We start from the raw sequence: 26,703 nt of genomic DNA, 5'->3' as shown, positions 1-26,703 counted from the left end.
TTCGAGTGTTCCTCATGGCAGCGGGAACCATCCGTGCCCGATGTACCAGTGGCCGCCCGCCCGCAGATGGTCCCCCACGGCCCGCTCCACGGACGTCCGGCGCGGCAGGTCACGCGCCGGCAGGTCCGGATCCCCGAACACGAACTGGACGGGATCGCCGTCGGCCGGCTCCGTGTCCTCCCGGCCCGCCCGGAACCGCTCCTGGAAACGGACGATGTTGGAATCCTCGGCGAGATACCGCTTCAGCTGCGGATCGAGCAGCCAGGAGTGGCAGACCGCGGCCCGAGGCCTCTCCTCGGGAAAGTACCGGGCGAAGAAGTCCCGGGCCAGCGCCACCGACCGGTCGCACGCGGCCGGGGTCAGCGGACCGTGGAAGTCGGGGATGTGCAGGTTCAGACAGGGCACACCGGGGGCCACGTCCGGTCCGGCGGCCGAGATCACCCGCGCCGTACGCTCACCGAGCCGTGCGCGCTCGAACTGCAGTCGGCCCAGCTGGTACAGCTCACCGCGGAAGTGGTGGGCCAGCCAGCGCGCCTGCCGTGGGTGCAACCCGCCCGCGCCGGACCGTCTGCGGTGGATCGTCATGTGCCGCCCCAGATCGGCGAGGGTGCGCCGGCAGACGTCGGCCGGGATGCCGCGCTCGCGGTGGTACGCGCGCGTGTGGGCAAGCCCGGCGAGGAAGACGTACACCACGAAGTACGGGCCCAGCCCGGCCGGAGCCACCGCCAGCCGCTCCTCCAGACCCGGTGCCCCGCCGGGCTCCCCCAGGTCCCGGACCAGTTCCTCGACGCACTCCGCCAGGAACCGCAGGGCGCCCGGGTCGCCGGTCACCGTGCGGCGCAGTCCGACCAATTCGTTGATGTCCTCATGGGGGACACAGAGGTCGAGGAGCAGTTCGGGCAGGTCGTCGGCGTCCGGCAGCACGGTGCGATTCCCCCCTTTGGTGAACGTCCCCTCGAAGAGTACGTTGCAAGGAGGAATGGTGATCCCGATGCGTACGGGCAGTGAGCCGGCGACCGCGCGCAGTGCTCTGCGGGCGCGGTTGTGGCTGAGCGTGTGGGGGCTGGGCTGGGCGATCTTCGGCACGGTGGTCTTCGTGCTCGTCGGGCGCCCCGGCTGGGCCGCCGCCTGCGGGGTGCTCTGGGTGGTGGCCACCGTCGACATGACCATGATCCTCAAGCACATGCGGGAGGGCCCGCACTACCAGCCGGGCCGTGATGTCCCGCCGTACGAGCCGGTGGACAGGCGTCCGCCGTTCCGTCGGCCTCCGCAGCACCGGCATCCGTGACGGGCGCACGCATGGCGGCACGGCACCGCGGCCGGCGTCGGACCGCCGTCCGCGTCAGGAATCGAACCGCGCGGCCTTCAGATACTCCGGGTTGGGGTCCAGCGCGGCCGCCAGCCGGAAGTGACGCTTGGCCTGGTCAGGGCGTCCCAGCCGCTCATAGGTGCGGGCGAGGGCGAAGTGCGCGAACGCGTTGTCCGGCTCGCGCTCCAGGACGATGGTGAACTCCAGCTCGGCGGGCCGCAGTTGGGCGGCGGCGAAGAAGGCGCGGGCACGCAGCAGCCGCGCGGCCGTGTTCTCGGGATGGGCGGCGATGACGCCGTCGAGCAGCTTCACCGCGCCCCTCGGGTCCCGTGCGTTGAGCAGTTGCTCGGCGGCACGGAAGTCGATGACATGCGTCTCCGGCGTACGTCCGGTCGAACCGCTGGTCTCGGGCACGACAAAGTCCTTCCCTTGCTGGAGGCGTTCAACGCCCGGCCGGAGGGCCGCTATTCCCGCGCGCGGCGGACCAGCTCGCTCCACACCTCGTCCACGCGCCGCTCCAGGGCTTCGAGCGGTACGTCGTTGTCGATGACGACGTCCGCGATCTCCAGGCGCTTCTCGCGCGTCGCCTGCGCCGCCATGCGCGCGCGTGCGTCCTGATCGGTCATGCCCCGCAGCCGGACGAGCCGGTCGAGCTGGGTCTCGGGGCTCGCGTCGACGACGACCACGAGGTCGTACAGCGGCGCGAGGCCGTTCTCCGCGAGGAGCGGGACGTCGTGGATCACCACCGCGTCGTCGGCCGCCGCGCTCTCCAGTTCGCGGGAGCGGGCGCCCACCAGGGGATGCACGATCGAGTTGAGGACGGCCAGCTTCTCCGGGTCGGCGAAGACGATGGAGCCCAGCCGGGGCCGGTCCAGGCTGCCGTCCGCGGCGAGCACCTCCTTGCCGAAGGCCTCGACGACCGCAGCGAGGCCCGGGGTTCCGGGCGCGACGACCTCGCGTGCGATGCGGTCGGCGTCGATCAGTACGGCACCGCGCGCGACGAGCAGCCGCGACACCTCGCTCTTGCCGGCGCCGATCCCACCGGTGAGGCCAACTTTCAGCATGAGCGGAAGCTTAGGCCCTGCCGCCGACAGGGCGCCCACCGGCCGCACCGCCTAGTTGTCGCCCTCCCGCTCCGCCAGGAACTTCTCGAATTCCCGGCCGATCTCGTCCGCCGACGGGATGTCCGCCGACTCGGCGAGCATGTTGCCGCGGCTCTCGGCGCCCGCGGCGGCGTCGTACTGGTGCTCAAGGCCCTGGACGAGGGAGGTGAGCTCCTCGTCGCCCTCCTGGATCTGCCGGTCGATCTCCGTCTGCGTGCGGTGCGCCTCCGTGCGCAGGGAGTGCGCGATGCCGGGCAGGACCAGGCCGGTCGCGGCCGTGATGGCCTCCAGGACGGTCAGCGCCGCGTCCGGGTAGCCCGAGCGGGCAATGTAGTGCGGGACGTGCGCGGCGACGCCCAGGACGTCGTGCCCGGACTCCATGAGGCGGTACTCGACGAGCGCCTCGGCGCTGCCGGGCACCTGCGCCTCGTCGAAGGGGCTGCGGTGGCCCGGGACGAGGTCGGTGCGGTTGCCGTGCGGGGTGAGGCCGACCGGGCGGGTGTGCGGGACGCCCATCGGGATGCCGTGGAAGTTGACGGAGAGCCGTACGCCGAGGCGCTCCACGATCTGCCGTACGGCGGCGGCGAAGCGCTCCCACTCCACGTCCGGCTCGGGGCCGGAGAGCACCAGGAAGGGCGCTCCCGTGGTGTCCTGGACGAGCCGTACCTCGATGGTCGGCTCCTCGTACTCGGTCCAGCGGTCCCGCTTGAAGGTGAGCAGCGGGCGGCGGGCCCGGTAGTCCACGAGCCGGTCGTGGTCGAAGCGGGCGACGACCTGGTGGGGCTGGGAGTCGAGGAGCCGCTCGACGATCTGGTCGCCGGTCTCACCCGCGTCGATGTATCCGTCGAAGTGGTAGAGCATGACAAGTCCGGCCGACTCCTGGGCGAGCGCCATGTCGACGACGGCAAGCCCCTTCGGCTCCCATGCGTACAAACCCTGCGGATCAAGCACTGTGACCGCTCCTCCTCGTGTCAGTAGTCGACAACGCGGCCCGGAACGTGGGCATTCCCGGCCACGTCCCTGATCAGGCATCTCTCACCGCGATTTCATGCACTGGTCCACCACGGCACGAGGCGCCGTGCGGCCGTCACGCGCGTGGCCGTGAACTCCCGCACGGGGACGCCGGGTTCCCCGCTCCCGGGCAGCACTGAGGGGCCGTACCCCGAAAGGTACGGCCCCTGCAGTCAACGGCTAAGCCTCAGCGGCAGCGATCAGCTCTGGCCGCCGGCCAGCTTCTCGCGCAGCGCGGCAAGCGCCTCGTCCGAGGCCAGGGCACCAGAGGTGTCCGCGCCCTCGGAGGAGTACGAGCCACCGGTCGCGGCCGGAGCCGCAGCCTCGCCGCCCTCGGCGGCAGCAGCCGCGTCGGCCTCGCGGGACTTGATGACCTGCTGCTGGTGCTGCTCGAAGCGCTGCTGCGCCTCGGCGTACTGGCGCTCCCACTCCTCGCGCTGCTTCTCGTAGCCCTCGAGCCAGTCGTTGGTCTCGGGGTCGAAGCCCTCGGGGTAGATGTAGTTGCCCTGGTCGTCGTACGACGCGGCCATGCCGTACAGCGTCGGGTCGAACTCGACCGAGGCCGGGTCGGCACCGAAGGACTCGTTGGCCTGCTTCAGCGAGAGGCTGATGCGACGACGCTCGAGGTCGATGTCGATGACCTTGACGAAGATCTCGTCGTTGACCTGGACGACCTGCTCCGGGATCTCCACGTGGCGCTCGGCCAGCTCGGAGATGTGGACCAGACCCTCGATGCCCTCGTCGACGCGGACGAACGCACCGAACGGAACCAGCTTCGTGACCTTGCCGGGCACGACCTGGCCGATCTGGTGGGTGCGGGCGAACTGCTGCCACGGGTCTTCCTGGGTCGCCTTCAGCGACAGGGAGACGCGCTCGCGGTCCATGTCGACGTCGAGGACCTCGACGGTGACCTCCTGGCCGACCTCGACGACCTCGGACGGGTGGTCGATGTGCTTCCAGGACAGCTCGGAGACGTGGACCAGACCGTCGACGCCACCCAGGTCCACGAAGGCACCGAAGTTGACGATCGAGGAGACCACACCGGAGCGGACCTGACCCTTCTGGAGGGTCGTGAGGAACGTCTGGCGGACCTCGGACTGGGTCTGCTCCAGCCAGGCACGGCGGGACAGGACCACGTTGTTGCGGTTCTTGTCCAGCTCGATGATCTTGGCCTCGAGCTCCTTGCCGACGTACGGCTGGAGGTCGCGGACGCGGCGCATCTCGACCAGGGAGGCCGGGAGGAAGCCACGGAGGCCGATGTCGAGGATGAGACCACCCTTGACGACCTCGATGACGGTACCGGTGACGATGCCGTCCTCTTCCTTGATCTTCTCGATGGTGCCCCAGGCGCGCTCGTACTGGGCACGCTTCTTCGAGAGGATCAGGCGGCCTTCCTTGTCCTCCTTCTGGAGGACGAGGGCCTCGATCTCGTCGCCGACGGCAACGACCTCGTTGGGGTCGACGTCGTGCTTGATCGAGAGCTCGCGGCTCGGAATGACACCTTCGGTCTTGTAACCGATGTCGAGCAGGACCTCGTCCCGGTCGACCTTCACGATGACGCCGTCGACGATGTCGCCGTCGTTGAAGTACTTGATCGTCTCGTCGATCGCGGCGAGGAAGGCTTCCTCGTTACCGATGTCGTTGACCGCTACCTGCGGGGTGGTGGCGGTGGTCTCGGTGCTGCTCGTCATGTGGGAAAGGGCTCCGGTACGGACATTGAAGTCGTAGGTACTGCTACGCCGGGAGCCCGTATCGCTCTGAAGAAGCCGGACAGCCAAGGAAGCGCCCCACCAGAAACTGGTGATGGCGCCTCGACAACCGAGGGGACATACAACAGATGCGAGCGCAGCCTGCTACGTCTGAGGTGCGCAGGCCCGCAGCGCAACTTGTAGCATACGGGGGCAGCCGGACAGGGTCAATGCGCGAAGGCGCACACCCGGGGCGGATCGCCGCATAACCGGCACAAGAAACGTCCCAGCAGGCCACGCAGGCCTGAGGGAACCTCCTCCGTGACACGGCCCTGAGGGTTGGACGGAAGAGTACGACGAGGGAGCCGATCATCCAAGAGCCCGAAGCGTTCGAACCCGAAGCCACCCGGCGCGACGCCGGTGCCACCGAGAGCTCCAGGGCCAATCGGGGCTGGTGGGACCGGAACGCGGACGAGTACCAGGTCGAACACGGCACGTTCCTCGGCGACGACCGTTTCGTGTGGGGCCCCGAGGGTCTCGACGAGGTGGAGGCCGAGCTGCTCGGCGCGCCGGAGGAGCTGAAGGGCAAGGACGTCCTGGAGATCGGCGCGGGCGCGGCGCAGTGCTCGCGCTGGCTGACCGCCCAGGGGGCCCGGCCGGTGGCCCTTGACCTCTCCCACCGTCAGCTCCAGCACGCACTGCGCATCGGCGGATCGTTTCCTCTGGTGTGCGCCGACGCCGGTGCGCTCCCCTTCGCCGACGCCTCCTTCGACCTGGCGTGTTCGGCCTACGGGGCGCTGCCGTTCGTGGCGGACCCGCGGCTGGTGCTGCGCGAGGTGCACCGGATACTCCGCCCGGGTGGCCGCTTCGTGTTCTCGGTGACCCATCCCGTCCGCTGGGCCTTCCCGGACGAGCCGGGGCCCGAGGGGCTGTCGGTGGCGGCCTCGTATTTCGACCGCACGCCGTACGTCGAACAGGACGACGAGGGCCGGGCGGTCTACGTAGAGCACCACAGGACGATCGGCGACCGTGTCCGGGACATCGTGGCCACGGGCTTTCGTCTGGTGGACCTGGTGGAGCCGGAGTGGCCGGCTTGGAACACCGCGGAGTGGGGCGGCTGGTCCCCGCTGCGGGGCGCCCTCATCCCCGGGACGGCGATCTTCGTGTGCGAGCGGGACTGAGATTCCGCCCGGCACACGCGCGTGAGGGCGGTTCCGGGGGCCGTACGACACTAGGGGCGTGATCCGTTACGACGCCCTGGACGCCCTGCCCGTACGTGGTGCCCTGCCCGCCCTGGACGACGCCCTGGCGGGACACGGCACCGCCGTCCTGGTCGCGCCGCCCGGCACCGGCAAGACGACCCTGGTGCCGCTGGCGCTGGCGGGGCTGCTGGGCGCGGGGCCGGCCCGGCGGGTGGTCGTGGCCGAGCCGCGGCGGATCGCGGCGCGCGCGGCCGCGCGGCGGATGGCGTGGCTGCTGGGCGAGAAGGTCGGGGAGAGCGTCGGCTACACCGTGCGCGGGGAGCGGGTCGTGGGGCGCCACGCGCGCGTGGAGGTCGTCACGACCGGTGTGCTGCTCCAGCGTCTCCAGCGGGACCAGGAGCTGACGGGTGTCGACATGGTCGTGCTCGACGAGTGCCACGAGCGGCATCTGGACGCGGACACGGTGGCGGCGTTCCTGTGGGACGTGCGGGAGACCCTGCGGCCGGAGCTGCGGCTGGTGGCCGCGTCGGCGACCACCGACGCGCAGGGGTGGGCGCGGCTGCTGGGCGGGGCGCCGGTGGTCGAGGCCTCGGGCGTGTCGTATCCCGTGGAGGTGGTGTGGGCGCCGCCGGTGCGCCCGGTACGGCCGCCGCACGGGATGCGCGTCGACCCCGCGCTGCTGTCCCACGTGGCGTCGGTGGTGCGGCGGGCGCTGGCCGAGCGGCCGGGGGACGTGCTGTGTTTTCTGCCCGGCGTGGGCGAGATCGCGCAGGTGGCCGGGCAACTGGGGGACCTGGGCGACGTCGAGGTGCTCCAGGTGCACGGGCGGGCGCCGGCGGCGGTGCAGGACGCCGTGCTGGCGCCCGGTGAGCGGCGCCGGGTGGTGCTGGCCACGTCGGTGGCGGAGTCCTCGCTGACGGTGCCCGGGGTGCGGGTGGTGGTGGACTCCGGGCTGGCGCGGGAACCGCGTGTCGATCACGCGCGCGGGCTGAGCGCGCTGACGACGGTACGGGCCTCGCAGGCGGCGGGGCGGCAGCGTGCGGGGCGGGCCGGGCGTGAGGCGCCGGGTGCGGTGTACCGGTGCTGGGCGGAGGCCGAGGATGCCCGTCTGCCCCGTTATCCGTTGCCGGAGATCAAGGTGGCCGACCTGACGGCGTTCGCGCTCCAGGCCGCCTGCTGGGGGGATCCGGACGCCTCCGGGCTGGCGCTGCTGGATCCGCCGCCGGGTGGGGCGATGGCGGCGGCGCGCTCCGCGCTGACGGCCGTGGGGGCGGTGGACTCCGCCGGGCGGGCCACGGAGCGGGGGGTTCGGCTCGCGCGGCTGGGGTTGCACCCACGGCTGGGGAGGGCGTTGCTGGACACCTCCGGCGGGGGTGCCGAGGTCGTCGCGCTGCTGAGTGAAGAGGCACCCAGGGAATACGGGGACGACCTGGCGTCGGCCTTGCGTGTCGCGCGGCGCGGTGGTGACGCCTACGCCAAGCGGTGGGCCGCTGAGGTTCGGCGGCTGCGGGCCGTCGTCTCGGAGGGGGCTTCCCACCCGCCCACCGGTCTCCCCCGGTTGCCGGTGGACGCCCGGGTCGGCACGGGAACCGGCGATCAGCAGCTCGCCGGGCTCGTCGCCGCGCTCGCCTTTCCCGAGCGGATCGCCAGGCTCGACGGCGGGTCGTACCTGATGCTCTCCGGGACGCGAGCCGAACTCGCCGACGGGTCGCCGCTGCGCGAGGTGCCCTGGATCGCCGTCGCCGCGGCGGACCGCCCGCTCGGCAAGGGGCACGCGCGCGTGCGGCTCGGGGCGGTGGTCGACGAGGAACTCGCGCGGTTCGCGGCGCGGACCCTGTACGAGGAGCGGAACGAGGTGCTTTGGACGGAGGGGGACGTGGTCGCGCGCCGGGTGGAGCGGCTGGGGGCGGTCGAGCTGGCGGTGCGGCCGCTGAAGGACGCCGACCCGGCCCTCGTACGCGACGCGCTTCTCGAAGGGCTGCGGCAGGAGGGGTTCGGGCTGCTGCGGTGGTCGGCGGAGGCGGAGGTACTGCGACAGCGGCTGGCCTTTCTGCGGCTGCGGGTCGGCGAGCCCTGGCCGGACGTGTCGGACGGTGCCCTCCACGCGCGCGTGGACGAATGGCTGGAACCCGAGTTGGGACGGGCCCGGCGGCGGGCCGACCTCGCGCGGATCGATGCCGGGGAGGCGCTCGGACGGCTGTTGCCGTGGGCCGGCGGGGACGCCGCCCGGCTCGACGAAATCGCCCCCGAGCGGATCGCCGTCCCCAGTGGGTCCAGAATCCGGATCGACTACGCGAACCCCGAGCAGCCCGTCCTCGCCGTGAAACTGCAGGAAATGTTCGGGCTGCACGAGTCGCCGCGGGTGGCCGGAATGCCGCTGCTCGTGCATCTCCTCTCCCCCGCCGGGCGGCCCGCCGCCGTCACCGCCGACCTCGCCTCCTTCTGGAGGGACGGCTACAAGGGCGTACGGGCCGAGCTGCGCGGCCGGTACCCGAAGCATCCGTGGCCGGAGGACCCGGCCACCGCCGAGCCCACCCGGCACACCAACGCCCGGCTCAGGCGCTGACCCGCTCAGGCGCTGACCGGCTCCGGTTCCGCGGTCTGTGCCGGTGCCGGGTCCGCCGGCCGGCGGCCGCGCGCCTCCAGGTACAGGGAGAGCGACAGCAGCACCAGGCCGAGGGCCAGGAAGCCCCAGGGCAGATAGGACGTGAGCAGCAGGACGACGGTGCGGTTGTGCTTGACCAGGGCCACGGTGTGCTCGATGTAGTCCTCGCGCATCTTCACGTGACCGGCGAACGCCGTCACCCGGTCGCGGCCGCCGAGCAGGGTGCCGCCGCGCAGTTCCTCCTTGTGGATCTCCTCGCCGTAGACGGGGGCGCCGGTCACGGGCTCGACCCAGAACTTGCGGACCGTGGTGTACCAGCGGGTCGTCCCGGTCCTGGCGACCGACTCGGGGGTGATGCCCTGCACGGGCATGGTCTTCGGGAAGGGCACCTTGGTCCAGGGAATGGTCTGCTCGAAGTAGTAGACGTGCACACCGCGGAAGGTCTGGGTGCCCTTGTAGTGGATGGGGTTGGTGGTGCGGGTCTGCGCGTCGAAGTACTCGTAGTCCCGTTTCTCGGTGAGGAAGGGCCACTTGAACTCGATGCCCTCCCGTTTGACCGGGTCTGCGTCGACCGTCTCGCCGGTGGCGTGGACGGGTTCCTGGGAGTGGGCGTCGAAGATGTAGCGCTCGGGGATGCGGGAGACCATCTTGCCGTCGGGGCCCTGGACATAGGACAGGCCGTCCCAGACGACCACGTCCTTCCCCGCCGTCTTCTCGATCCGGTCGGAGGCCTCCACGTTGCCCTTGAGGGTCTGCACGATGGTGACCTCGGGGACCTGCTTCGCCCGCATCGTGCCGTAGTCGAGAAGCGTGGCGTCCTTCGCCTCCAGGACCATGTCCTGGTACTGGTTCGCGGGGATCTTGGCCAGGCGCGGGAAGGCGTACCAGCGCAGCAGCGGGGACAGCGCCGTGAAGAACACGGCGAGGGCGAGCAGGATCAGACTGGTCGTGCGGCGCATCTCGGCCTCCCTCCCGGACGGGCGGTTACGGGTGTGCGGGCACCGTCGTGAGCAGTGGCTTCGGGGATGTCTTTCCCGTGGGCGCCCCCATGGCGGTGATCGCGAGGACCAGGGCGAGCGCGAGGGCGAGACCGGTCGCGGCGGCGATCAGGGCGCGCATGCGGGTCCTCCCGGCGGACGGTTCCTGATAGGTCGTCAGGTCCGGCACCGTAGCAACGGGCGGGCGAGATGAGAACACGTTGCACACACAGACGAGGGCGCCCCTTCGCCGGAGCGGAGGGGCGCCCTGTGGAGCGGGCCCGGCCTACGCCGAAGGACTGGCGGACGGGCTCGCGGAGGTGCTGGGCGACGGGCTGGGCGACGGGTCGGCCGCGGCGACCGTCAGTTCGACGGTCAGCGTGGCGCCACCGGTGGTGGTGATACGGAGCAGGAACGTGCCGGTGGTGTCGTCCGCGTACAGCTTCGGCAGCTTGATCAGGCCGTTCGCGTCCGTCTTGAGGTCCGTCAGGGTGCGCACGGCCTTGCCGTCGGCGTCCTTGAAGTAGGGGCCCTTGTCGTTCTCGGTCGCGTCGTCCGCCGACTTGACGAGGGTCGCGGTGGCCGCGACCTTGTCCGCGACGGCGCCCTTGTACGTGGCCTTCACCTCGACCTGGTCGGCGAACTCGCCGCCCGGGGTGCAGGTCAGCGCGGTGTCGCTGGTCCGGGCGAGGGTGTCGGCGGCATGCGGGGTGACCGTGGCCCTGTAGTCGGGGGCGGCGACCGAGCGGCCCACGATGGTGGCACGGACGGTGAAGTCGCCGGTCTTCTCGCCCGCCTGGAGCGCGGGCGCGACGGCCACGCCCTTGCTGTCGGTGGCGACCGTGGCGACGCTCTCACCGCCGGTGAAGGTGGTGTCCGTGTCCCCGACGATGGTGAACCGGATCCTGACCTTGCCGACGGCCTTGCCCGCCTTGGTCTCCGCGCGCGTGCTGATCTTCTTGGTGAACGCGTGCCCGGCCATCGCGGTGAGCTTGGCGGTGCCCGCGTCCTCCAAGTGGTCCACCGTGTCGGTGGGGGTCTGCGGCGTCTGCGGCGGCTTGGACGGGTCGGGGCTCGGGTTCGTGTCGCGCGTCCTGCCGGGGTTCGGCGGCGTCTCCTTGCCCGGCTTCGCGTTCTTCCCGGTGTGGTCGTCGCTGCGGCCCGAGGGCAAGGTTCCGGTGCCGTCGGGGACGGAGTGGGTGCCCTTGCGGTAGTACTCGAACCACGACAGGACCGTGTTGAGGTAGTCCTGCGAGTTGTTGTAGCTGAGGATCGCGCGGTTCATGTCCGCCTGGGCGGACAGGTCCCAGCCGTTGCGGCACAGGTAGTGGCCGGCGGCGAGTGCCGCGTCGTAGACGTTGTTGGGGTCCTTGACGCCGTCGCCGTTGCCGTCGCGGCCCGCCCAGGCCCAGGTCGACGGGATGAACTGCATGGGGCCGACGGCCTGGTCGTACTCGCTGTTGCCGTCGTACTGGCCGTGGTCGGTGTCCTTGATGAGCGCGAAGCCGTTGCCGTCGAGCTCCGGGCCGAGGATCCGGCCGAGGGTGGTGCCGTTCGCGTCGACACGGCCGCCGCGGGCCTGGCCCGACTCGACCTTGCCGATGGCGGCGAGGAGTTGCCAGGGCAGGTTGCAGCCCGGCTTCGAGCCCCGCAGCTCCGCCGCGGCCTTCTTGTAGGCGTCGAGGACGGTCGCGGGGATGCCCGACTCGGCCTCCCCCTGGGAGACGGGGGTGCCTATGGTCGACGACGGGCTGGGGTTCGGGCTGTTGAGCGGCGGAAGGTCCGTGTAGTACGGCGAGTTGCCGGTGGCGTTGGCACTGCCGTCGGCCTCCGCCTCGGGCGCCGGGCTGGTGGCGCCGGCGGCGGACTGTCTGCCGTGGTCGTCGGACGTGACACCCGGAGCCTGGGACGCGGAGAGGGCCGCGACCGCTGCCGCGGCCACGGCGGTCGTCGCCGCCCCCTTGTACAGCCGCCTGCCGAAATGCGCCGTCATGGCGTGAACCCCTCCCGTGGACGCCCGAGCGCCCGTCTCTGTCTGTCTGCTCGCCCTGTTGTGACGGTTGACCCGGAACTCTGGTTGCCCCGTTGCGCCATTCGATGCGTGCGCTGCGATGCGGTGGCGCTTTCGCGCCTGCTCCCCGGTACCGCAACCCAGGTGACCCTACGACAACTTCCTTTGCGGAGGCACCCGGTGGTGTCCGGATTTCACCCACTGTCCATGTGCCCTTGTCGTGGGTTGCCATCACCCATACTTGACGGATGTGATCACCGTTCTCGGGCCGGCCGACAACCACTCCAGGGGGACCCGTTGCCGTTCACTCTCAGCCATGCGGCCGCGGTCCTGCCCGCGGTGCGCGGGGACGGATCAGGCCGGGGGCGGCTCGTGCCCGCGGTGCTCGTCGCGGGCTCCTTCTCTCCCGACATGACCTATTACGCGGCCAGTGTCCTGTCGGGTGCGATGGAGTTCGGGGACGTCACGCACTCGTTCGCCGGTGTCTTCACCGTCGACGTGCTCATCGCCTGGGCGCTGGCGGGGCTGTGGCTGCTGGTGCGGGAGCCACTGGTGGCGCTGGCGCCGCGGGCCCGGCAGGGACGAGTGGCGGCACTGCTGCGCTGCGGGGCACCACGCGCGCGCGTGCGGCCCGCTTCGGTGGCGTGGTGGTACGTCTCCGCGGCGCTCGGCGCGCTGACGCACGTCGTGTGGGACGCGTTCACGCATCTCGACCGGTGGGGGATGCGGCTGTTCCCGGTCCTGGGCCGGGAGCTGGCGGGCACACCGCTGTACTGGTACCTGCAGTACGGCGGCTCGGCGCTGGCCGCGGTCGTGATCGCGGTGTTCCTGACGTATGCGGTACGGCGGGCGCCCTCGGGCGAGCCGGTGGGGGTGCCGCCGTTGTCGGTACGTGACCGGTGGTGGGCCGGGGCCGTGATCGGCGGCTGCGCCGTGGCCGGGGCGGCTCAGCGTGTGGCGGGCTGGTGGGAGTACCGCGGCGGGGGCTCGGCCAAGCCCTGGGAGGTGGTGCCGACGGTGTGCTTCGGGGCGGGCGCCGGCCTGGTGTTGGGGCTGCTGGTGTACGCCGCCGGGGTCAGGGTGTGGCGCCCTGTCCCGGTTGCCGCCGTTCCCGGCGGGGAGCGTGCCGAGCCGAGCCGTCCGGTCGCTCGGTGAGGGGCGCGACGAAGACGGTGATCGTGCGGGGCGGGCGCGGCCTAGGGAGCAGGGTCAGAAGCAGCGCGAGGTAGCCGCGGCCGAGGTCGGCCCACTGGCGCCAGGCCAGTGCCCGGTCCGCTCTGGAGGCCCTGGTGGTGAGCCGGTGTCCGAGGGCTGCCGCGGTCCTGCGCACGGCTGTCCTCAGGTCGGTGTGGATGCGGGCGGTGCTTGCGTCGGCCGCGAAGGCCGGGATCCGCGAGGGCGGCATGGACGGGGGCGCGACGGCGTCCGCCTGTGCCGTGGTCCGTGCCAGGGCCGTCCGGCGGTGGAGCATGCGTATACCCATGCCCGCATCCTCACCGCCGGGAGGGCCGGGGGGCGCATTGACGGGGGCCACGTGAGTGACGGGCCCCGCGGGGCCTGAGCCGGGGTGGTGCGGGTGCGGAGAGGACGTCCCCGAGGTGGGCACCCCCTCCGCCGAGCCGGGCCGACCTGCGGTCGGCGCGGCTGCGCCGGGCTCCCGCGCGCGGGGCGAAAGGCTGGCCGGCCCGGTACCGAGCCGGCCCCCGGCCGGGCGGCGCGGCTCGGGCGTAGGCCGCGGCCAGGAGCCCGACGCGGGGCGCCGCGCTCCTGGCCGCTGCGCAGACCCGAAGCCGGAGCTGGATCCGGATCCGAAGCTGGAGCCTGGGCCTGAGCCCGAGCCCGAGCCCGAGCCCGAGCCCGAGCCCGAGCCGCCGGAGGCTAGTGCGCGGCGGACTCCCAGTCCGGGCCCACGCCCACCGACACGTCCAGAGGTGCCCTCAGATGGACCGCGCCCGCCATCTCACGGCGGACGATCTCCTCCGTGGCCGCGCGCTCCCCGGGGGCGATCTCCAGCACGATTTCGTCGTGCACCTGGAGGAGCATGCGCGACTTGAGGCCCGCCTCCCGCAAAGCCCGGTCGACGTGGAGCATGGCGATCTTGACGATGTCCGCGGCCGTGCCCTGGATGGGCGCGTTGAGGGCCATCCGCTCCGCCGCCTCGCGACGCTGGCGGTTGTCGCTGTTGAGGTCGGGGAGGTAGCGCCGGCGCCCGAAGAGCGTCGCCGTGTAGCCGGTGGCCCGGGCCTCGTCGACCGCCCGCCGCAGATAGTCCCGCACACCGCCGAACCGCTCGAAGTAGGTGTCCATCAGGGCGCGGGCCTCGCCCGCCTCGATGTTCAGCTGCTGGGACAGACCGAAGGCCGACAGGCCGTACGCCAGGCCGTAGGACATCGCCTTGATCTTGCGGCGCATCTCCGCGTCGACGGCGGAGCGCTCGACCGAGAAGACCTGGGAGGCGACCGTGTTGTGCAGGTCCTCCCCGGAGGTGAACGCCTCGATCAGGCCCTCGTCCTCGGAGAGATGGGCCATCACGCGCAGTTCGATCTGGCTGTAGTCCGCGGTCATGAGGGACTCGAAGCCCTCGCCGACCACGAAGCCGCGGCGGATCGCCCGGCCCTCGTCGGTGCGGACCGGGATGTTCTGCAGGTTGGGGTCGGTGGAGGACAACCGGCCGGTCGCCGCCACCGTCTGGTTGAAGGTGGTGTGGATACGGCCGTCGGCGGCGACGGTCTTGATCAGGCCCTCGACCGTGACGCGCAGCTTCGCCTGCTCGCGGTGGCGGAGCATGATCACCGGCAGTTCGTTGTCGGTCTGGGTGGCGAGCCAGGCCAGGGCGTCGGCGTCGGTGGTGTAGCCGGTCTTGGTCTTCTTTGTCCTGGGCAGGGCCAGCTCGCCGAAGAGAACCTCCTGGAGCTGCTTGGGCGACCCCAGGTTGAACTCGTGCCCGGCCGCGGCGTGCGCCTCCTTCACGGCCTGCTGCACCGCGCCCGCGAAGGTCTGCTCCATGGCCTCCAGGTGGGCCCGGTCGGCCGCGATGCCGTGCCGCTCCATCCGGGCGAGCAGGGCGGAGGTGGGCAGCTCCATGTCGCGCAGCAGGTCCGCCGCGCCGACCTCCTGGAGCTTGCCCTCGAAGGCCTCGCCCAGGTCGAGGATCGCGCGGGCCTGGATCATCAGGGCCTCGGCCTCGGCGCCGTCGTCCACGCCGAACGCCAGCTGGCCGTCGGCCGCGGCGGCGGGGGCCAGCTCGCGGTGCAGGTACTCCAGGGACAGCGCGTCCAGGTCGAAGGAGCGGCGGCCCGGCTTGACCAGGTAGGCGGCGAGCGCGGTGTCCATGGTGACGCCCGCGACACTCCAGCCGTGCTCGGCGAGGACCCGCATGGCGCCCTTGGCGTTGTGGAAGACCTTGGGCTTCGCCGCGTCGGCCAGCCAGCCGGCGAACGCGTTCTCGTCGGCCTCGTCCAGTTCGGACGGGTCGAACCAGGCGGCCGCGCCGTCGTCCGCGGCGAGCGCGATCTCGGAGACCGAGCCGGCGCCCAGCGCCCAGGCGTCGACCGTGGCGACTCCGAGGGTCTGCGTGCCGTGCCCGGCGAGCCACGGGGCCAGCTCGCCGGTGCCGAGCACGGTGCCGTCCAGTTCCACGCCCTCGGCGGCGACGGGGGTGGTCTCGGCCTCCTCGGCACCGGGGTCGACGGCGAAGAGGCGCTCGCGCAGGGAGGGGTTCCTGATCTCCAGGGTGTCCAGGACCATCGCGACCGTCTTGCGGTCGTACGGGGCCCGCGCCAGGTCGGTGACGGCCTTGGGCAGCTCCACCGCGCGCTCCAGCTCGGTGAGCCGGCGGTTGAGCTTGACCGCCTCCAGGTGGTCGCGGAGGTTCTGCCCGGCCTTGCCCTTGACCTCCTCGACGCGCTCCACCAGCTCGGCGAAGGAACCGAACTGGTTGATCCACTTCGCGGCCGTCTTCTCGCCGACACCGGGGATGCCCGGGAGGTTGTCGGACGGGTCGCCGCGCAGCGCAGCGAAGTCGGGGTACTGGGCGGGCGTCAAGCCGTACTTCTCGAAGACCTTCTCCGGGGTGAACCGGGTCAGCTCCGAGACGCCCTTCGTCGGATACAGCACTGTCGTGTGCTCGGAGACCAGTTGGAAGGAGTCGCGGTCGCCGGTGACGATCAGCACCTCGAAGCCCTCGGCCTCGGCCTGGGTGGCGAGCGTGGCGATGACGTCGTCCGCCTCGAACCCCTCGACGGCGAAGCGCTCGGCGTGCATCGCGTCGAGGAGCTCGCCGATCAGCTCGACCTGGCCCTTGAACTCGTCCGGGGTCTTGGAGCGGTTGGCCTTGTACTCGGTGAACTCCTCCGAGCGCCACGTCTTGCGGGAGACGTCGAACGCCACCGCGAAGTGCGTGGGCGCCTCGTCGCGGAGCGTGTTGGCCAGCATCGACGCGAAGCCGTAGATCGCGTTCGTCGGCTGGCCCGTCGCGGTCGTGAAGTTCTCCGCGGGCAGCGCGAAGAACGCGCGGTAGGCCAGGGAGTGCCCGTCCATGAGCATCAGCCGCGGGCGGGCTCCGCCGGGGGGGCTGTCGGTCTTCTTCGATGCTGTCTCTGCCACGCCCCCGATCCTGCCACGTGCCACTGACAGCCGGACCCCACCCGTGCGTGCCCCGGCGGCCGGGCGGCACCCCGGCGGCACCCACACCCCGCTTCGTTGCCCCTTCCGCAACCATTGCTTCATACGCAACCATTGCCCGTGTCCTCCGCAAACCCCGGCCGCTTTGCCTGTCGGAGGTGCGTGCGAGGATCAAAGACGTAGTTCACGGGTGCCGGTGAAGGAGAGCGCAGCCATGGCAACGAAGCCACCCCAGGGTGACCCGGTTCAGGACGCGCCGCAGGTCGCCGAGCCCAAGCACGCGGCGGCCGGTCTCCCGGCGATCGGGCACACGCTGCGCATCGCCCAGCAGCAGATGGGCGTGAAGCGCACCATGCTGACGCTGCTGAGCGTCAACCAGAAGAACGGCTTCGACTGCCCGGGCTGCGCCTGGCCGGAGCCGGACCACCGGCACAAGGCGGAGTTCTGCGAGAACGGCGCGAAGGCGGTGGCCGAGGAGGCCACGCTGCGCCGGGTCACCCCGGAGTTCTTCGCCGCGCACACAGTGGCGGATCTGGCGACCCGCAGCGGCTACTGGCTGGGCCAGCAGGGCCGCCTCACCCACCCCATGTATCTCCCCGAAGGGGGCGAGCGCTACGAGCCGGTCTCCTGGGAGCGCGCCTTCGACATCGTCGCCGAGGAGATCGCCGGCCTCGCCTCCCCCGACGAGGCCGTCTTCTACACCTCGGGGCGTACGAGCAACGAGGCCGCCTTCCTCTATCAGCTGTTCGCGCGCGAGCTGGGCACCAACAACCTGCCGGACTGCTCGAACATGTGCCACGAGTCGTCCGGCTCGGCGCTGAACGAGACGATCGGCATCGGCAAGGGCAGCGTCCTGCTCGACGACCTCTACAAGGCGGACCTGATCGTCGTCGCGGGGCAGAACCCCGGCACCAACCATCCGCGCATGCTCGCCGCCCTGGAGAAGGCCAAGGCCAACGGCGCGAAGATCATCAGTGTCAATCCGCTGCCCGAGGCGGGCCTGGAGCGCTTCAAGAACCCGCAGACCCCGCAGGGCATGCTCAGGGGCGCCGCGCTGACCGATCTCTTCCTGCAGATCCGCATCGGTGGCGACCAGGCCCTCTTCCGCCTCCTCAACAAGCTGATCCTCGAGACGGACGGCGCGGTCGACGAGGACTTCGTGCGCGAACACACGCACGGGTACGAGGAGTTCGCCGAGGCCGCCCGTGCCGCGGACTGGGACGAGACGCTCGCGGCGACCGGACTCACGCGCGCGGAGATCGACGAAACGCTGCGGATGGTGCTCGCCTCGCGGCGCACCATCGTCTGCTGGGCCATGGGTCTCACGCAGCACAAGCACTCGGTGCCGACCATCCGCGAGGTCGTCAACTTCCTTCTCCTGCGCGGCAACATCGGCCGCCCGGGCGCGGGCGTGTGCCCGGTGCGCGGTCACTCGAACGTGCAGGGCGACCGCACCATGGGCATCTTCGAGCGGCCCGCCCCTGCCTTCCTGGACGCCCTGGAGAAGGAGTTCGGCTTCGCGCCGCCGCGCGAGCACGGCTTCGACGTCGTACGGGCCATCCGCGCGCTGCGCGACGGCGAGGCGAAGGTGTTCTTCGCGATGGGCGGCAACTTCGTCGCCGCGTCCCCCGACACGGAGGTCACCGAGGCGGCCATGCGGCGCGCGCGGCTGACCGTGCACGTGTCGACCAAGCTGAACCGCTCGCACGTGGTCACGGGCGCGCGTGCGCTGATCCTGCCCACCCTCGGCCGCACCGAGCGGGATCTGCAGGACTCCGGCGAGCAGTTCGTGACCGTCGAGGACTCCATGGGCATGGTGCACGCCTCGCGCGGCCGCCTGGAGCCGGCCGGTGCCCGGCTGCTGTCCGAGCCGGCCATCGTCTGCCGTCTCGCGCGCCGGGTGCTCGGCGAGGCCAGCGTGGTGCCGTGGGAGGAGTTCGAGAAGGACTACGGGACGATCCGCGACCGCATCGCGCGGGTGATCCCCGGCTTCCAGGACTTCAACGCGCGCGTGGCCCGGCCCGGCGGCTTCGCGCTGCCGCACGCCCCGCGCGACGAGCGGCGTTTCCCGACGGCCACGGGCAAGGCGAACTTCACGGCGGCGCCGGTCGAGTTCCCCGGGCTGCCCGAGGGCCGGCTGCTGCTCCAGACGCTGCGCTCGCACGACCAGTACAACACCACGATCTACGGTCTCGACGACCGTTACCGGGGCATCCGCAACGGCCGCCGGGTGGTGCTGGTCAACCCCGAGGACGCGCGGGAGCTCAAGGTCGCGGACGGGTCGTACGTGGATCTGGTGAGCGAGTGGCAGGACGGCGTGGAGCGGCGGGCACCCGGCTTCCGGGTCGTGCACTACCCGACGGCACGCGGATGTGCGGCGGCGTACTACCCGGAGACCAATGTGCTGGTGCCGCTGGACGCCACCGCGGACACCAGCAACACCCCGGCCAGCAAGTCCGTGGTGGTGCGTCTGGAACAATCGGCGACCGACTGAGCGTTTGCTCAGTCGACTGGAGCGACCGATCAGAACCACTGATCACGACGAACGGAGCCGGGTCCCATGGGTGAGCAGCAGCAGGTGAAGTTCCCGCAGGAGGTCATCGACGAGTACGCCGCGCTCGGGGTCGACCTGCCGGCGCTGTTCTCCGCGGGGCACCTCGGGACGCGGATGGGCGTGCAGATCGTCGAGGCGTCGGCGGAGCGGGTCGTCGCCACCATGCCGGTGGAGGGGAACACCCAGCCGTACGGGCTGCTGCACGGCGGCGCGTCCGCCGTGCTGGCGGAGACCCTGGGCTCGGTGGGCGCGATGCTGCACGGCGGCAGCTCCAAGATCGCGGTCGGTGTGGACCTCAACTGCACCCATCACCGCGGGGTGCGCTCCGGGCTGGTCACCGGGGTGGCCACGCCCGTGCACCGGGGGCGGTCGACGGCGACGTACGAGATCGTGATCAGCGACGAGCAGGAGCGCCGGGTGTGCAGCGCCCGGCTGACCTGTCTGCTCCGGGACGTGAAGGCGGGCGACGAGGCCCACGCCCAGACCCCTCAGGGCTGAGCCCGGCCCCGAAGGGGCCCGCCGGGCCGTTGCTCCCCGCCGTCCGTCCCTTTAGCGTCGGCACATGGAACGGCGAGGAGTCCCCCGCCCGGGGGCGACCACACTGGGGCTCGGACTGGCGCTGCTGGCGGGCGTGTTGGCGACCGGGTGCGACGGGTCCGGAGCCTCGGCCGACGGATCCGGCCGCCCCGGGGGCACTTCCCGCTCCGTCTCGGCGTCGGCGACCTCCGACGCCGAGCTGTGCGCCACGATCGTCGCGCACTGGTCGCGCAAGGTGCTCGACAGCGGTACCTACGGCGACTACCAGTCGATGGGACTGTCCAACGGGCAGTACGAGATCCTGCGGGACGTCGTGGATGCCGCGCGGACCGCGAAACGGCGTCAAGGGGCCGAGGCCGCCGACGAACTGATCGACCGTCGGGCGCGCGCGGCCTGTGCCGAGCGGTACCGCGCAGGAACCCCGAGCGGAGGTCCGTGGCGATGAGCGGCGTGGGCCCGGTCGAGCCGGGGGAAGGCACGCGCGCGTGGGACACCCACGAGGCGGAGGCCGTCCGGCCCCCCGGTCGCACGCGCGCACGTCTCGCGCCGCTGTACGCCCGCCACCGCCGGGCCGCCCTGGCCCTCGCCGCGGCCGCCGCCCTCCTCGCGGGCGGCGGCTACCTCTACGCGACCCGGCCGCGGCAACCGCCCCCGCCCGAGCCGCCGTACCCCGCGCAGGTGGTTCAGATGGCCTTCCTCGACGGCCGGCCCACCCCGCCCGGCGCCCCGCCCCGCAGTTTCAGCTTCGCGGTGTCCCTGAGCGTCCTGTCCGGGCCGCCGGTGACTGTGACCCGGGTCACCCAGCCGTACGCCGGGCTCTCGCTGACCGAGACGCCGCGCGCCCCCTTCGGTACAAAAGCGGGCCACACCCGCAAGATCACGATAACCATGCACGTGACCGAATGCGGAAAGGTTCCGAAGGACGCCGGACTGCCTTTCCTGGAGGTAACTCTACGTAATACGCGCGCAATACAGGTCCAGAGTTTCATCCTTGGCTCCCGGTACGCCCAGCACCTGTCAGAGGCCGTTCAGGTCGCCTGCGGCAACAATTCCAGGTAATCACCAAAACCCCTGAGACGCCTGAACGCAGGGGGGTGAGTCCTGCAAGTTCTCACAATGTGGACGGGGCGAATCGGCCTGAATTTCGCTGTTCCCCCCACCGTGTACCGCTGTGCGTTACCTCGTGTCATAACAAGAGCGTCACAGCATTCGTCAGACCCTCCTCGACGTTCCCCACCCGCGCTTAGAGTCACCGCCAGTCACCACGCCGTCGGATTTCTCAGTTCGACTCTGCGGGCGACTCGGCCGCTTCCACGGGGAGGCGGTCGTGCCAGGGGAAAGGACTGATCGTGCGTCAACGTTCGCTCATCGCCATCACCGCCGCACTGGCGGCGGGAGCACTCACCCTCACCGCCTGCGGTTCACGCGACAGCGGCGACAAGGGCTCGGACTCCGGCAACGGTGGCACCACGGTGGTCATCGGCGTCGACGCCCCGCTGACCGGCGACCTGTCCGCGCTCGGCCTGGGCATCAAGAATTCGGCGGACCTCGCGGCCAAACAGGCCAACAAGAAGAACTTCGTCAAGGGCGTGACCTTCAAGGTCGAGGCCCTCGACGACCAGGCGCAGCCCTCCTCGGGCCAGTCGAACGCCTCCAAGTTCGTCAGCGAGAACGACGTCCTCGGCGTCGTCGGCCCGCTGAACTCCTCCGTGGCCCAGTCGATGCAGAAGGTCTTCGACGACGCCAAGCTCGTCGAGGTCTCGCCGGCCAACACCAACCCGGCCCTGACCCAGGGCGACAACTGGCAGAAGACGAAGGCGCGGCCGTACAAGTCGTACTTCCGTACCGCGACCACGGACGCCATCCAGGGCCCGTTCGCCGCCCAGTACATCTACAACAAGGCCAAGAAGACCAAGGTCTTCGTCATCGACGACAAGAAGACCTACGGCGCCGGCCTCGCCGCCACGTTCACCTCCGAGTTCAAGAAGCTCGGCGGCAAGGTGGTCGGCACCGAGCACATCAACCCCGACACCAAGGACTTCTCCGCGGTCGCGACCAAGGTGAAGAACTCCGGGGCCGACGTGGTCTACTACGGCGGCGAGTACCCGCAGGCCGGTCCGCTCAGCAAGCAGATCAAGTCGGCCGGTGCCAAGATCCCGCTGGCCGGCGGCGACGGCATCTACGCCGACGACTTCATCAAGCTGGCGGGCACCTCCGGCACCGGCGACCTCGCCACCTCGGTCGGCGCGCCGGTCGAGACCCTGGCCTCCGCCAAGGAGTTCGTCGCCAACTACAAGGCCGGCGGCTACAGCGAGGCGTACGGCGCGTACGGCGGTTACTCCTACGACTCGACCTGGGCGATCATCGAGGCCGTGAAGAAGGTCGTCGACGACAACGGCGGCAAGCTGCCGTCCGACGCCCGCGCGAAGATCACCGCCGCGGTGCAGAACGTCTCCTTCGACGGTGTGACCGGCAAGGTCTCCTTCGACGAGTACGGTGACGCGACCAACAAGCAGCTCACCGTGTACTCCGTCGAGGGCGGGGCCTGGAAGGCCGTGGAGTCCGGCACCTACAACGGCAGCTGATCCACACCCGCACCATCGAGCCGCGCGGGGCGCTGTTCCACTGGCGCCCCGCGCGGACTCGCATCCGGCACATCCGTCGAACATCCGAAGTCTCGGAGGACATGCGGTGAACGAACTGCCGCAGCAGCTGGTCAACGGCCTGCTACTTGGATCCATGTACGGGCTGGTCGCCATCGGCTACACGATGGTCTATGGCATTGTCCAGCTCATCAACTTCGCCCACGGCGAGATATTCATGACCGGCGCCTTCGGTGCGCTCACGGTCTACGTGTACATCCTTCCCGACGGCACCAACATGTGGCTGGCCCTGCCGCTGATGCTCATCGGCGCCATCCTGGTCGCCGTCACGATCGCCGTCGGAGCGGAACGGTTCGCCTACCGCCCCCTGCGCAACGCGCCCCGCCTCGCCCCCCTGATCACCGCGATCGGCCTCTCCCTGGCCCTGCAGCAGGCGGTGTGGGCGTGGTACCCCGAGGCGAAGTCGGCCCGCACCTTCCCGAGCCTGCCGGGCGGCCCCTTCGACATCGGCAACGTCACCATCCAGAGCGGCGACATCTTCCTGCTCATCGCAGCCCCGATCAGCATGGCGTTCCTGGCCTACTTCGTGATGCGCACCCGTACCGGGCGCGGTATGCAGGCCACCGCCCAGGACCCGGACACCGCGAAGCTGATGGGCGTCAACACCGACCGCATCATCGTGGTCGCGTTCGCCCTCGGTGCCACCTTCGCCGCCGTCGGATCCGTCGCCTACGGCTTCAAGTACGGCCAGATCGACTTCCGCATGGGCTTCATCCTCGGTCTGAAGGCCTTCACCGCGGCCGTCCTCGGCGGCATCGGCAACATCTACGGCGCCATGCTCGGCGGCATCGTCCTCGGTATCGCCGAGGCCCTGTCCACCGCGTACATCTCGGACATCCCCGGCATGGACAAGTTCGGCAGCCAGTCCTGGGCAGACGTCTGGGCGTTCGTACTCCTCATCCTCGTGCTGCTGTTCAGGCCTCAGGGTCTGCTCGGCGAGCGCGTCGCGGACAGGGCGTGACACCGATGACCACACAGACCGCAGCAGAAACCCCGAGCGCCCCCGCGGCCGCTCAGTCCGGACTGATCGGCCTCCCGGCCTCCCTCGGGCGGGCCCTCGCCACCGGTGGCGGTGCCCTGACGATCGTCTCCACGTTCCTCGCCTGGACCTGGACCTCGGACTTCCCCGGTGACCTGACCGTCTACGGCTACCCGGGCGGCCTTCAGGTCCTCGTCCTCATCGGCGGCATCCTGACCACCCTGTTCGGCCTCGCCTCGTACGGCGTCAAGGGCCTCGGCCGGCTGACTCCCGGGAGTGCCGACGCCGCCCTGAAGATGTCCGCACTCGGCACCTTCGCCACCGCCTGGTACACCGTCATCGCCATCAGCGCCAAGCTGGGCGGCCTGGTGAACCTGGAGGCCGGCGGCTTCGTCGTCGCCGGTGCCACGCTGGGCGCCCTCCTCGGCGCGCTGGCCCTGCCGTTCGAGCGTCCGGCCCCCGAGCCGTCCGACCCGGACGACACCGGCATGGAGGCGTTCCGCCACAAGGCCCGCCAGAACTGGAGTGTCTTCAAGGCGGCCTTCACCGCCGAGACCCCGGCGCCGGCCCGCAACCTGCCCGGCTACGTCGAGATCCTCGTCATCGTGGCGGCCATGGCCGTCGGCCTGATCGTCTTCACCTACGGCATCGGCACCGAGTACGACCAGCTGTTCATCGGCTTCCTCATCACCGCCGGTTTCAGCTTCTCCGCCGTCGCCAAGGCCGGGCTCGTGGCCCGGGTCTCGGCGATCACCGCACGGCACCGCACGGTGACCATGGCCGGCGCCTTCGCGGCCGCCGCCGCCTTCCCCTTCACCCAGTCCAACGACCAGTACGCGACCATCGGCGTCTACATCCTGATCTTCGCCACCGTCGCGCTCGGCCTGAACATCGTCGTCGGCCTCGCCGGCCTCCTCGACCTCGGTTACGTCGCCTTCCTCGGTGTCGGCGCCTACACCGCCGCCCTGGTCTCCGGTTCGCCGTCCTCGCCGCTGCACGTGAACTGGCCGTTCTGGGCCTCGGCGCTGTGCGGCGCGGCCGTCGCCATGGTCTTCGGTGTGCTGATCGGCGCCCCGACGCTGCGTCTGCGCGGCGACTACCTCGCCATCGTGACCCTCGGCTTCGGTGAGATCTTCCGTATCACCGTCCTCAACATGGACGGCACCTCCGGTCCGGACGTCACCAACGGCTCCAACGGCATCTCCTCGATCCCGAACCTGAACATCCTCGGCTTCGACTTCGGCCAGGAGCACGTCATCCTCGGGACCACCGTCGGCCGGTTCGCGAACTACTTCCTGCTGATGCTGCTCATCACGCTCATCGTGGTCGTGGTGTTCCGGCGCAGCAGCGACTCCCGCATCGGCCGCGCCTGGATCGCCATCCGCGAGGACGAGACCGCGGCGCTCGCCATGGGCATCAACGGCTTCCGGGTCAAGCTCATCGCGTTCGCCCTGGGTGCCAGCCTGGCGGGCCTCGCCGGCTCCGTCCAGGCCCACGTCACCTACACGGTGACCCCGGAGCAGTACCAGTTCGCCCACGTCGTCCCGCCGAACTCGGCCTTCCTGCTGGCCGCGGTCGTCCTCGGCGGCATGGGCACCATCGCCGGACCGCTGGTCGGCGCGGCGCTGCTCTACCTGATCCCCGCCAAGCTCCAGTTCCTGGGCGACTACCAGCTCTTCGCCTTCGGCGTCACGCTCATGGTCCTCATGCGCTTCCGTCCGGAGGGCCTCATCCCGAACCGGCGCCGCCAGCTCGAATTCCACGAAGAGGCCGAAGCGCCCGCCGTCCTCACCAAGGCAGGGGCCTGACCACGATGACTACCGACACCACCACCAAGGACGCCGCACCCGGCGCCCCCGCCCCCGGCGAGGTCGTGCTCGACGCCCGTGGCGTCACGATGCGCTTCGGCGGCCTGACGGCCGTGCGCAATGTCGACCTCACCGTCAACAGTGGCGAGATCGTCGGCCTGATCGGCCCCAACGGCGCCGGCAAGACGACCTTCTTCAACTGCCTCACCGGCCTGTACGTCCCCACCGAGGGCGAGGTCCGCTACAAGGGCAACGTCCTGCCGCCGAAGTCCTTCAAGGTCACCGCGGCCGGCATCGCCCGTACCTTCCAGAACATCCGTCTGTTCGCCAACATGACGGTCCTGGAGAACGTCCTCGTCGGCCGCCACACCCGCACCAAGGAGGGCCTCTGGTCCGCCCTGCTGCGCGGCCCCGGCTTCCACAAGGCCGAGGCGGCCTCCCGCGAACGCGCCATGGAGCTCCTGGAGTTCGTGGGCCTGGAGAAGAAGGCCGAGCACCTGGCCCGCAACCTGCCCTACGGCGAGCAGCGCAAGCTGGAGATCGCCCGGGCGCTGGCGAGCGAGCCCGGCCTGCTGCTCCTCGACGAGCCGACCGCGGGTATGAACCCGCAGGAGACCCGGGCCACCGAGGAACTGGTCTTCGCGATCCGTGACAGGGGCATCGCCGTCCTCGTCATCGAGCACGACATGCGCTTCATCTTCAACCTCTGCGACCGCGTCGCCGTCCTGGTGCAGGGCGAGAAGCTCGTCGAGGGCGACAGCGCGACCGTGCAGGGCGACGAGCGGGTCGTCGCCGCGTATCTCGGCGAACCCTTCGAGAACGCTCCCGGCGACGAGGAGGTGGCCGAGGTCGAGGCCGCCGAGGCGCACGCCGAGACCACGACGGACGCCGCGCCCGGCAAGGAGAACGACCGATGACCGCACTGCTCGAAGTCGAGGACCTCCGGGTCGCCTACGGCAAGATCGAGGCCGTCAAGGGCATCTCCTTCAAGGTCGACGCCGGCGAGGTGGTCACCCTGATCGGCACCAACGGTGCCGGCAAGACCACGACCCTGCGCACCCTGTCCGGCCTGCTCAAGCCGGTCGGCGGACAGATCAGGTTCAACGGCAAGTCGCTGAAGAAGGTCCCGGCCCATCAGGTGGTCTCGCTGGGGCTCGCCCACTCCCCCGAGGGGCGGCACATCTTCCCCCGTATGACCATCGAGGACAACCTGCGTCTCGGTGCGTTCCTGCGGAACGACAAGCCGGGCATCGAGAAGGACATCCAGCGTGCCTACGACCTGTTCCCCATCCTCGGGGAGCGCAGGAAGCAGGCGGCCGGCACCCTCTCGGGCGGTGAGCAGCAGATGCTGGCGATGGGCCGGGCCCTGATGTCCCAGCCGAAGCTGCTGATGCTCGACGAGCCGTCCATGGGACTCTCCCCGATCATGATGCAGAAGATCATGGCGACCATCGCGGAGCTGAAGTCCCGGGGAACAACGATTCTGCTGGTCGAGCAGAACGCCCAGGCCGCCCTGTCGCTGGCCGACCACGGCCACGTCATGGAGGTCGGCAACATCGTCCTGTCGGGCACCGGCCAAGACCTGCTGCACGACGAGTCCGTGCGCAAGGCCTACCTCGGCGAGGACTGAGCG

At 70.8% G+C, this 26,703-nt stretch carries 23 protein-coding genes; 13 read left to right on the top strand and 10 right to left on the bottom strand.

The window, feature by feature from the left end:
* Positions 1 to 12: 12 nt before the first annotated feature.
* Positions 13 to 924, bottom strand: a complete 912-nt coding sequence (locus ACFY1J_RS09000) for an acyltransferase domain-containing protein (protein ID WP_390730944.1) — start codon at positions 922 to 924, stop codon at positions 13 to 15.
* Positions 925 to 979: 55 nt separating this feature from the next.
* On the opposite strand from ACFY1J_RS09000, the gene ACFY1J_RS08995 reads away from it, so the two are divergent.
* Positions 980 to 1,288, top strand: coding sequence for a DUF6343 family protein (locus ACFY1J_RS08995; protein WP_390709053.1), 309 nt, complete (start codon positions 980 to 982; stop codon positions 1,286 to 1,288).
* A 54-nt stretch (positions 1,289 to 1,342) separates the two neighbouring features.
* Here the strand turns inward: ACFY1J_RS08995 and ACFY1J_RS08990 are convergent, their stop codons facing one another.
* From ACFY1J_RS08990 to rpsA, 4 genes are all read right to left on the bottom strand, one after another.
* Positions 1,343 to 1,723 (bottom strand): tetratricopeptide repeat protein, encoded by a 381-nt coding sequence (locus ACFY1J_RS08990; RefSeq protein WP_316753559.1) that lies wholly within the window; start codon positions 1,721 to 1,723, stop codon positions 1,343 to 1,345.
* A gap of 50 nt (positions 1,724 to 1,773) precedes the next feature.
* Positions 1,774 to 2,373, bottom strand: a complete 600-nt coding sequence (gene coaE, locus ACFY1J_RS08985) for a dephospho-CoA kinase (RefSeq protein WP_390730943.1) — start codon at positions 2,371 to 2,373, stop codon at positions 1,774 to 1,776.
* A 51-nt stretch (positions 2,374 to 2,424) separates the two neighbouring features.
* Positions 2,425 to 3,363: a PAC2 family protein gene (locus tag ACFY1J_RS08980; protein ID WP_390730942.1), complete on the bottom strand. Its 939-nt coding sequence runs from the start codon at positions 3,361 to 3,363 to the stop codon at positions 2,425 to 2,427.
* Positions 3,364 to 3,623: 260 nt separating this feature from the next.
* The gene (gene rpsA / locus ACFY1J_RS08975; RefSeq protein WP_067042841.1) at positions 3,624 to 5,114 is read right to left on the bottom strand and encodes a 30S ribosomal protein S1; all 1,491 of its coding nucleotides are present in this window, start codon (positions 5,112 to 5,114) and stop codon (positions 3,624 to 3,626) included.
* Positions 5,115 to 5,482: 368 nt separating this feature from the next.
* Between rpsA and ACFY1J_RS08970 the strand changes: the two genes are divergently transcribed.
* Together ACFY1J_RS08970 and hrpB are read left to right on the top strand one after the other, a co-directional pair.
* Positions 5,483 to 6,292 (top strand): class I SAM-dependent methyltransferase, encoded by an 810-nt coding sequence (locus tag ACFY1J_RS08970; protein WP_390709342.1) that lies wholly within the window; start codon positions 5,483 to 5,485, stop codon positions 6,290 to 6,292.
* Positions 6,293 to 6,350: 58 nt separating this feature from the next.
* Positions 6,351 to 8,879, top strand: coding sequence for an ATP-dependent helicase HrpB (hrpB, locus tag ACFY1J_RS08965; protein WP_390730941.1), 2,529 nt, complete (start codon positions 6,351 to 6,353; stop codon positions 8,877 to 8,879).
* A gap of 5 nt (positions 8,880 to 8,884) precedes the next feature.
* Here hrpB and ACFY1J_RS08960 read toward each other — a convergent pair whose 3' ends face one another.
* From ACFY1J_RS08960 to ACFY1J_RS08950, 3 genes are all read right to left on the bottom strand, one after another.
* Positions 8,885 to 9,877 carry a DUF3068 domain-containing protein gene (locus ACFY1J_RS08960; protein WP_390730940.1) on the bottom strand — a complete coding sequence of 331 codons (993 nt, stop codon included), beginning with the start codon at positions 9,875 to 9,877 and terminating at the stop codon, positions 8,885 to 8,887.
* A 25-nt stretch (positions 9,878 to 9,902) separates the two neighbouring features.
* Positions 9,903 to 10,037, bottom strand: a complete 135-nt coding sequence (locus ACFY1J_RS08955; RefSeq protein WP_345010136.1) for an SPW_0924 family protein — start codon at positions 10,035 to 10,037, stop codon at positions 9,903 to 9,905.
* A gap of 144 nt (positions 10,038 to 10,181) precedes the next feature.
* Positions 10,182 to 11,888 (bottom strand): lytic transglycosylase domain-containing protein, encoded by a 1,707-nt coding sequence (locus ACFY1J_RS08950; protein WP_390730939.1) that lies wholly within the window; start codon positions 11,886 to 11,888, stop codon positions 10,182 to 10,184.
* Positions 11,889 to 12,203: 315 nt separating this feature from the next.
* Here ACFY1J_RS08950 and ACFY1J_RS08945 point away from each other — a divergent pair, with 315 nt between their 5' ends.
* Positions 12,204 to 13,061, top strand: a complete 858-nt coding sequence (locus ACFY1J_RS08945) for a DUF4184 family protein (protein WP_390730938.1) — start codon at positions 12,204 to 12,206, stop codon at positions 13,059 to 13,061.
* Here the strand turns inward: ACFY1J_RS08945 and ACFY1J_RS08940 are convergent.
* Complete coding sequence (locus ACFY1J_RS08940) at positions 12,982 to 13,389, bottom strand: hypothetical protein (RefSeq protein ID WP_390709060.1); 408 nt, start codon at positions 13,387 to 13,389, stop codon at positions 12,982 to 12,984. The two genes, ACFY1J_RS08945 and ACFY1J_RS08940, sit on opposite strands and share 80 nt — an antisense overlap.
* 395 nt (positions 13,390 to 13,784) lie before the next feature.
* Positions 13,785 to 16,511 carry a DNA polymerase I gene (gene polA, locus ACFY1J_RS08935; RefSeq protein WP_390730937.1) on the bottom strand — a complete coding sequence of 909 codons (2,727 nt, stop codon included), beginning with the start codon at positions 16,509 to 16,511 and terminating at the stop codon, positions 13,785 to 13,787.
* Positions 16,512 to 16,743: 232 nt separating this feature from the next.
* On the opposite strand from polA, the gene ACFY1J_RS08930 reads away from it, so the two are divergent.
* The 9 genes from ACFY1J_RS08930 to ACFY1J_RS08890 all read left to right on the top strand — a co-directional run bounded on the left by ACFY1J_RS08930 (position 16,744) and on the right by ACFY1J_RS08890 (position 26,700).
* Positions 16,744 to 19,023: an FdhF/YdeP family oxidoreductase gene (locus ACFY1J_RS08930; protein WP_390709062.1), complete on the top strand. Its 2,280-nt coding sequence runs from the start codon at positions 16,744 to 16,746 to the stop codon at positions 19,021 to 19,023.
* A gap of 66 nt (positions 19,024 to 19,089) precedes the next feature.
* Complete coding sequence (locus tag ACFY1J_RS08925) at positions 19,090 to 19,581, top strand: PaaI family thioesterase (protein WP_390709063.1); 492 nt, start codon at positions 19,090 to 19,092, stop codon at positions 19,579 to 19,581.
* Between the two features lie 64 nt (positions 19,582 to 19,645).
* Entirely contained in the window at positions 19,646 to 20,065 is a 420-nt protein-coding gene (locus ACFY1J_RS08920; RefSeq protein WP_390709064.1) for a hypothetical protein, read from the top strand.
* Positions 20,062 to 20,679, top strand: coding sequence for a Tat pathway signal sequence domain protein (locus tag ACFY1J_RS08915; protein ID WP_390730936.1), 618 nt, complete (start codon positions 20,062 to 20,064; stop codon positions 20,677 to 20,679). The genes ACFY1J_RS08920 and ACFY1J_RS08915 overlap by 4 nt, the downstream gene beginning before the upstream one ends.
* A gap of 290 nt (positions 20,680 to 20,969) precedes the next feature.
* Positions 20,970 to 22,205: a branched-chain amino acid ABC transporter substrate-binding protein gene (locus tag ACFY1J_RS08910; protein ID WP_390709066.1), complete on the top strand. Its 1,236-nt coding sequence runs from the start codon at positions 20,970 to 20,972 to the stop codon at positions 22,203 to 22,205.
* A 106-nt stretch (positions 22,206 to 22,311) separates the two neighbouring features.
* Positions 22,312 to 23,244 (top strand): branched-chain amino acid ABC transporter permease, encoded by a 933-nt coding sequence (locus ACFY1J_RS08905; RefSeq protein ID WP_390709067.1) that lies wholly within the window; start codon positions 22,312 to 22,314, stop codon positions 23,242 to 23,244.
* Between the two features lie 5 nt (positions 23,245 to 23,249).
* Positions 23,250 to 25,070: a branched-chain amino acid ABC transporter permease gene (locus ACFY1J_RS08900; protein ID WP_390709068.1), complete on the top strand. Its 1,821-nt coding sequence runs from the start codon at positions 23,250 to 23,252 to the stop codon at positions 25,068 to 25,070.
* Positions 25,071 to 25,075: 5 nt separating this feature from the next.
* Complete coding sequence (locus ACFY1J_RS08895) at positions 25,076 to 25,987, top strand: ABC transporter ATP-binding protein (protein WP_390709069.1); 912 nt, start codon at positions 25,076 to 25,078, stop codon at positions 25,985 to 25,987.
* Entirely contained in the window at positions 25,984 to 26,700 is a 717-nt protein-coding gene (locus tag ACFY1J_RS08890) for an ABC transporter ATP-binding protein (RefSeq protein ID WP_390709070.1), read from the top strand. Before ACFY1J_RS08895 ends, ACFY1J_RS08890 begins: the two co-directional genes overlap by 4 nt.
* Positions 26,701 to 26,703: the final 3 nt, after the last annotated feature.

The sequence above is a fragment of the Streptomyces sp. NPDC001406 genome (assembly GCF_042895285.1).
Classification (GTDB): domain Bacteria; phylum Actinomycetota; class Actinomycetes; order Streptomycetales; family Streptomycetaceae; genus Streptomyces.
Note: the sequence above shows the minus strand (reverse complement) of the source record. Positions and strands in the feature narration are given on the sequence as shown.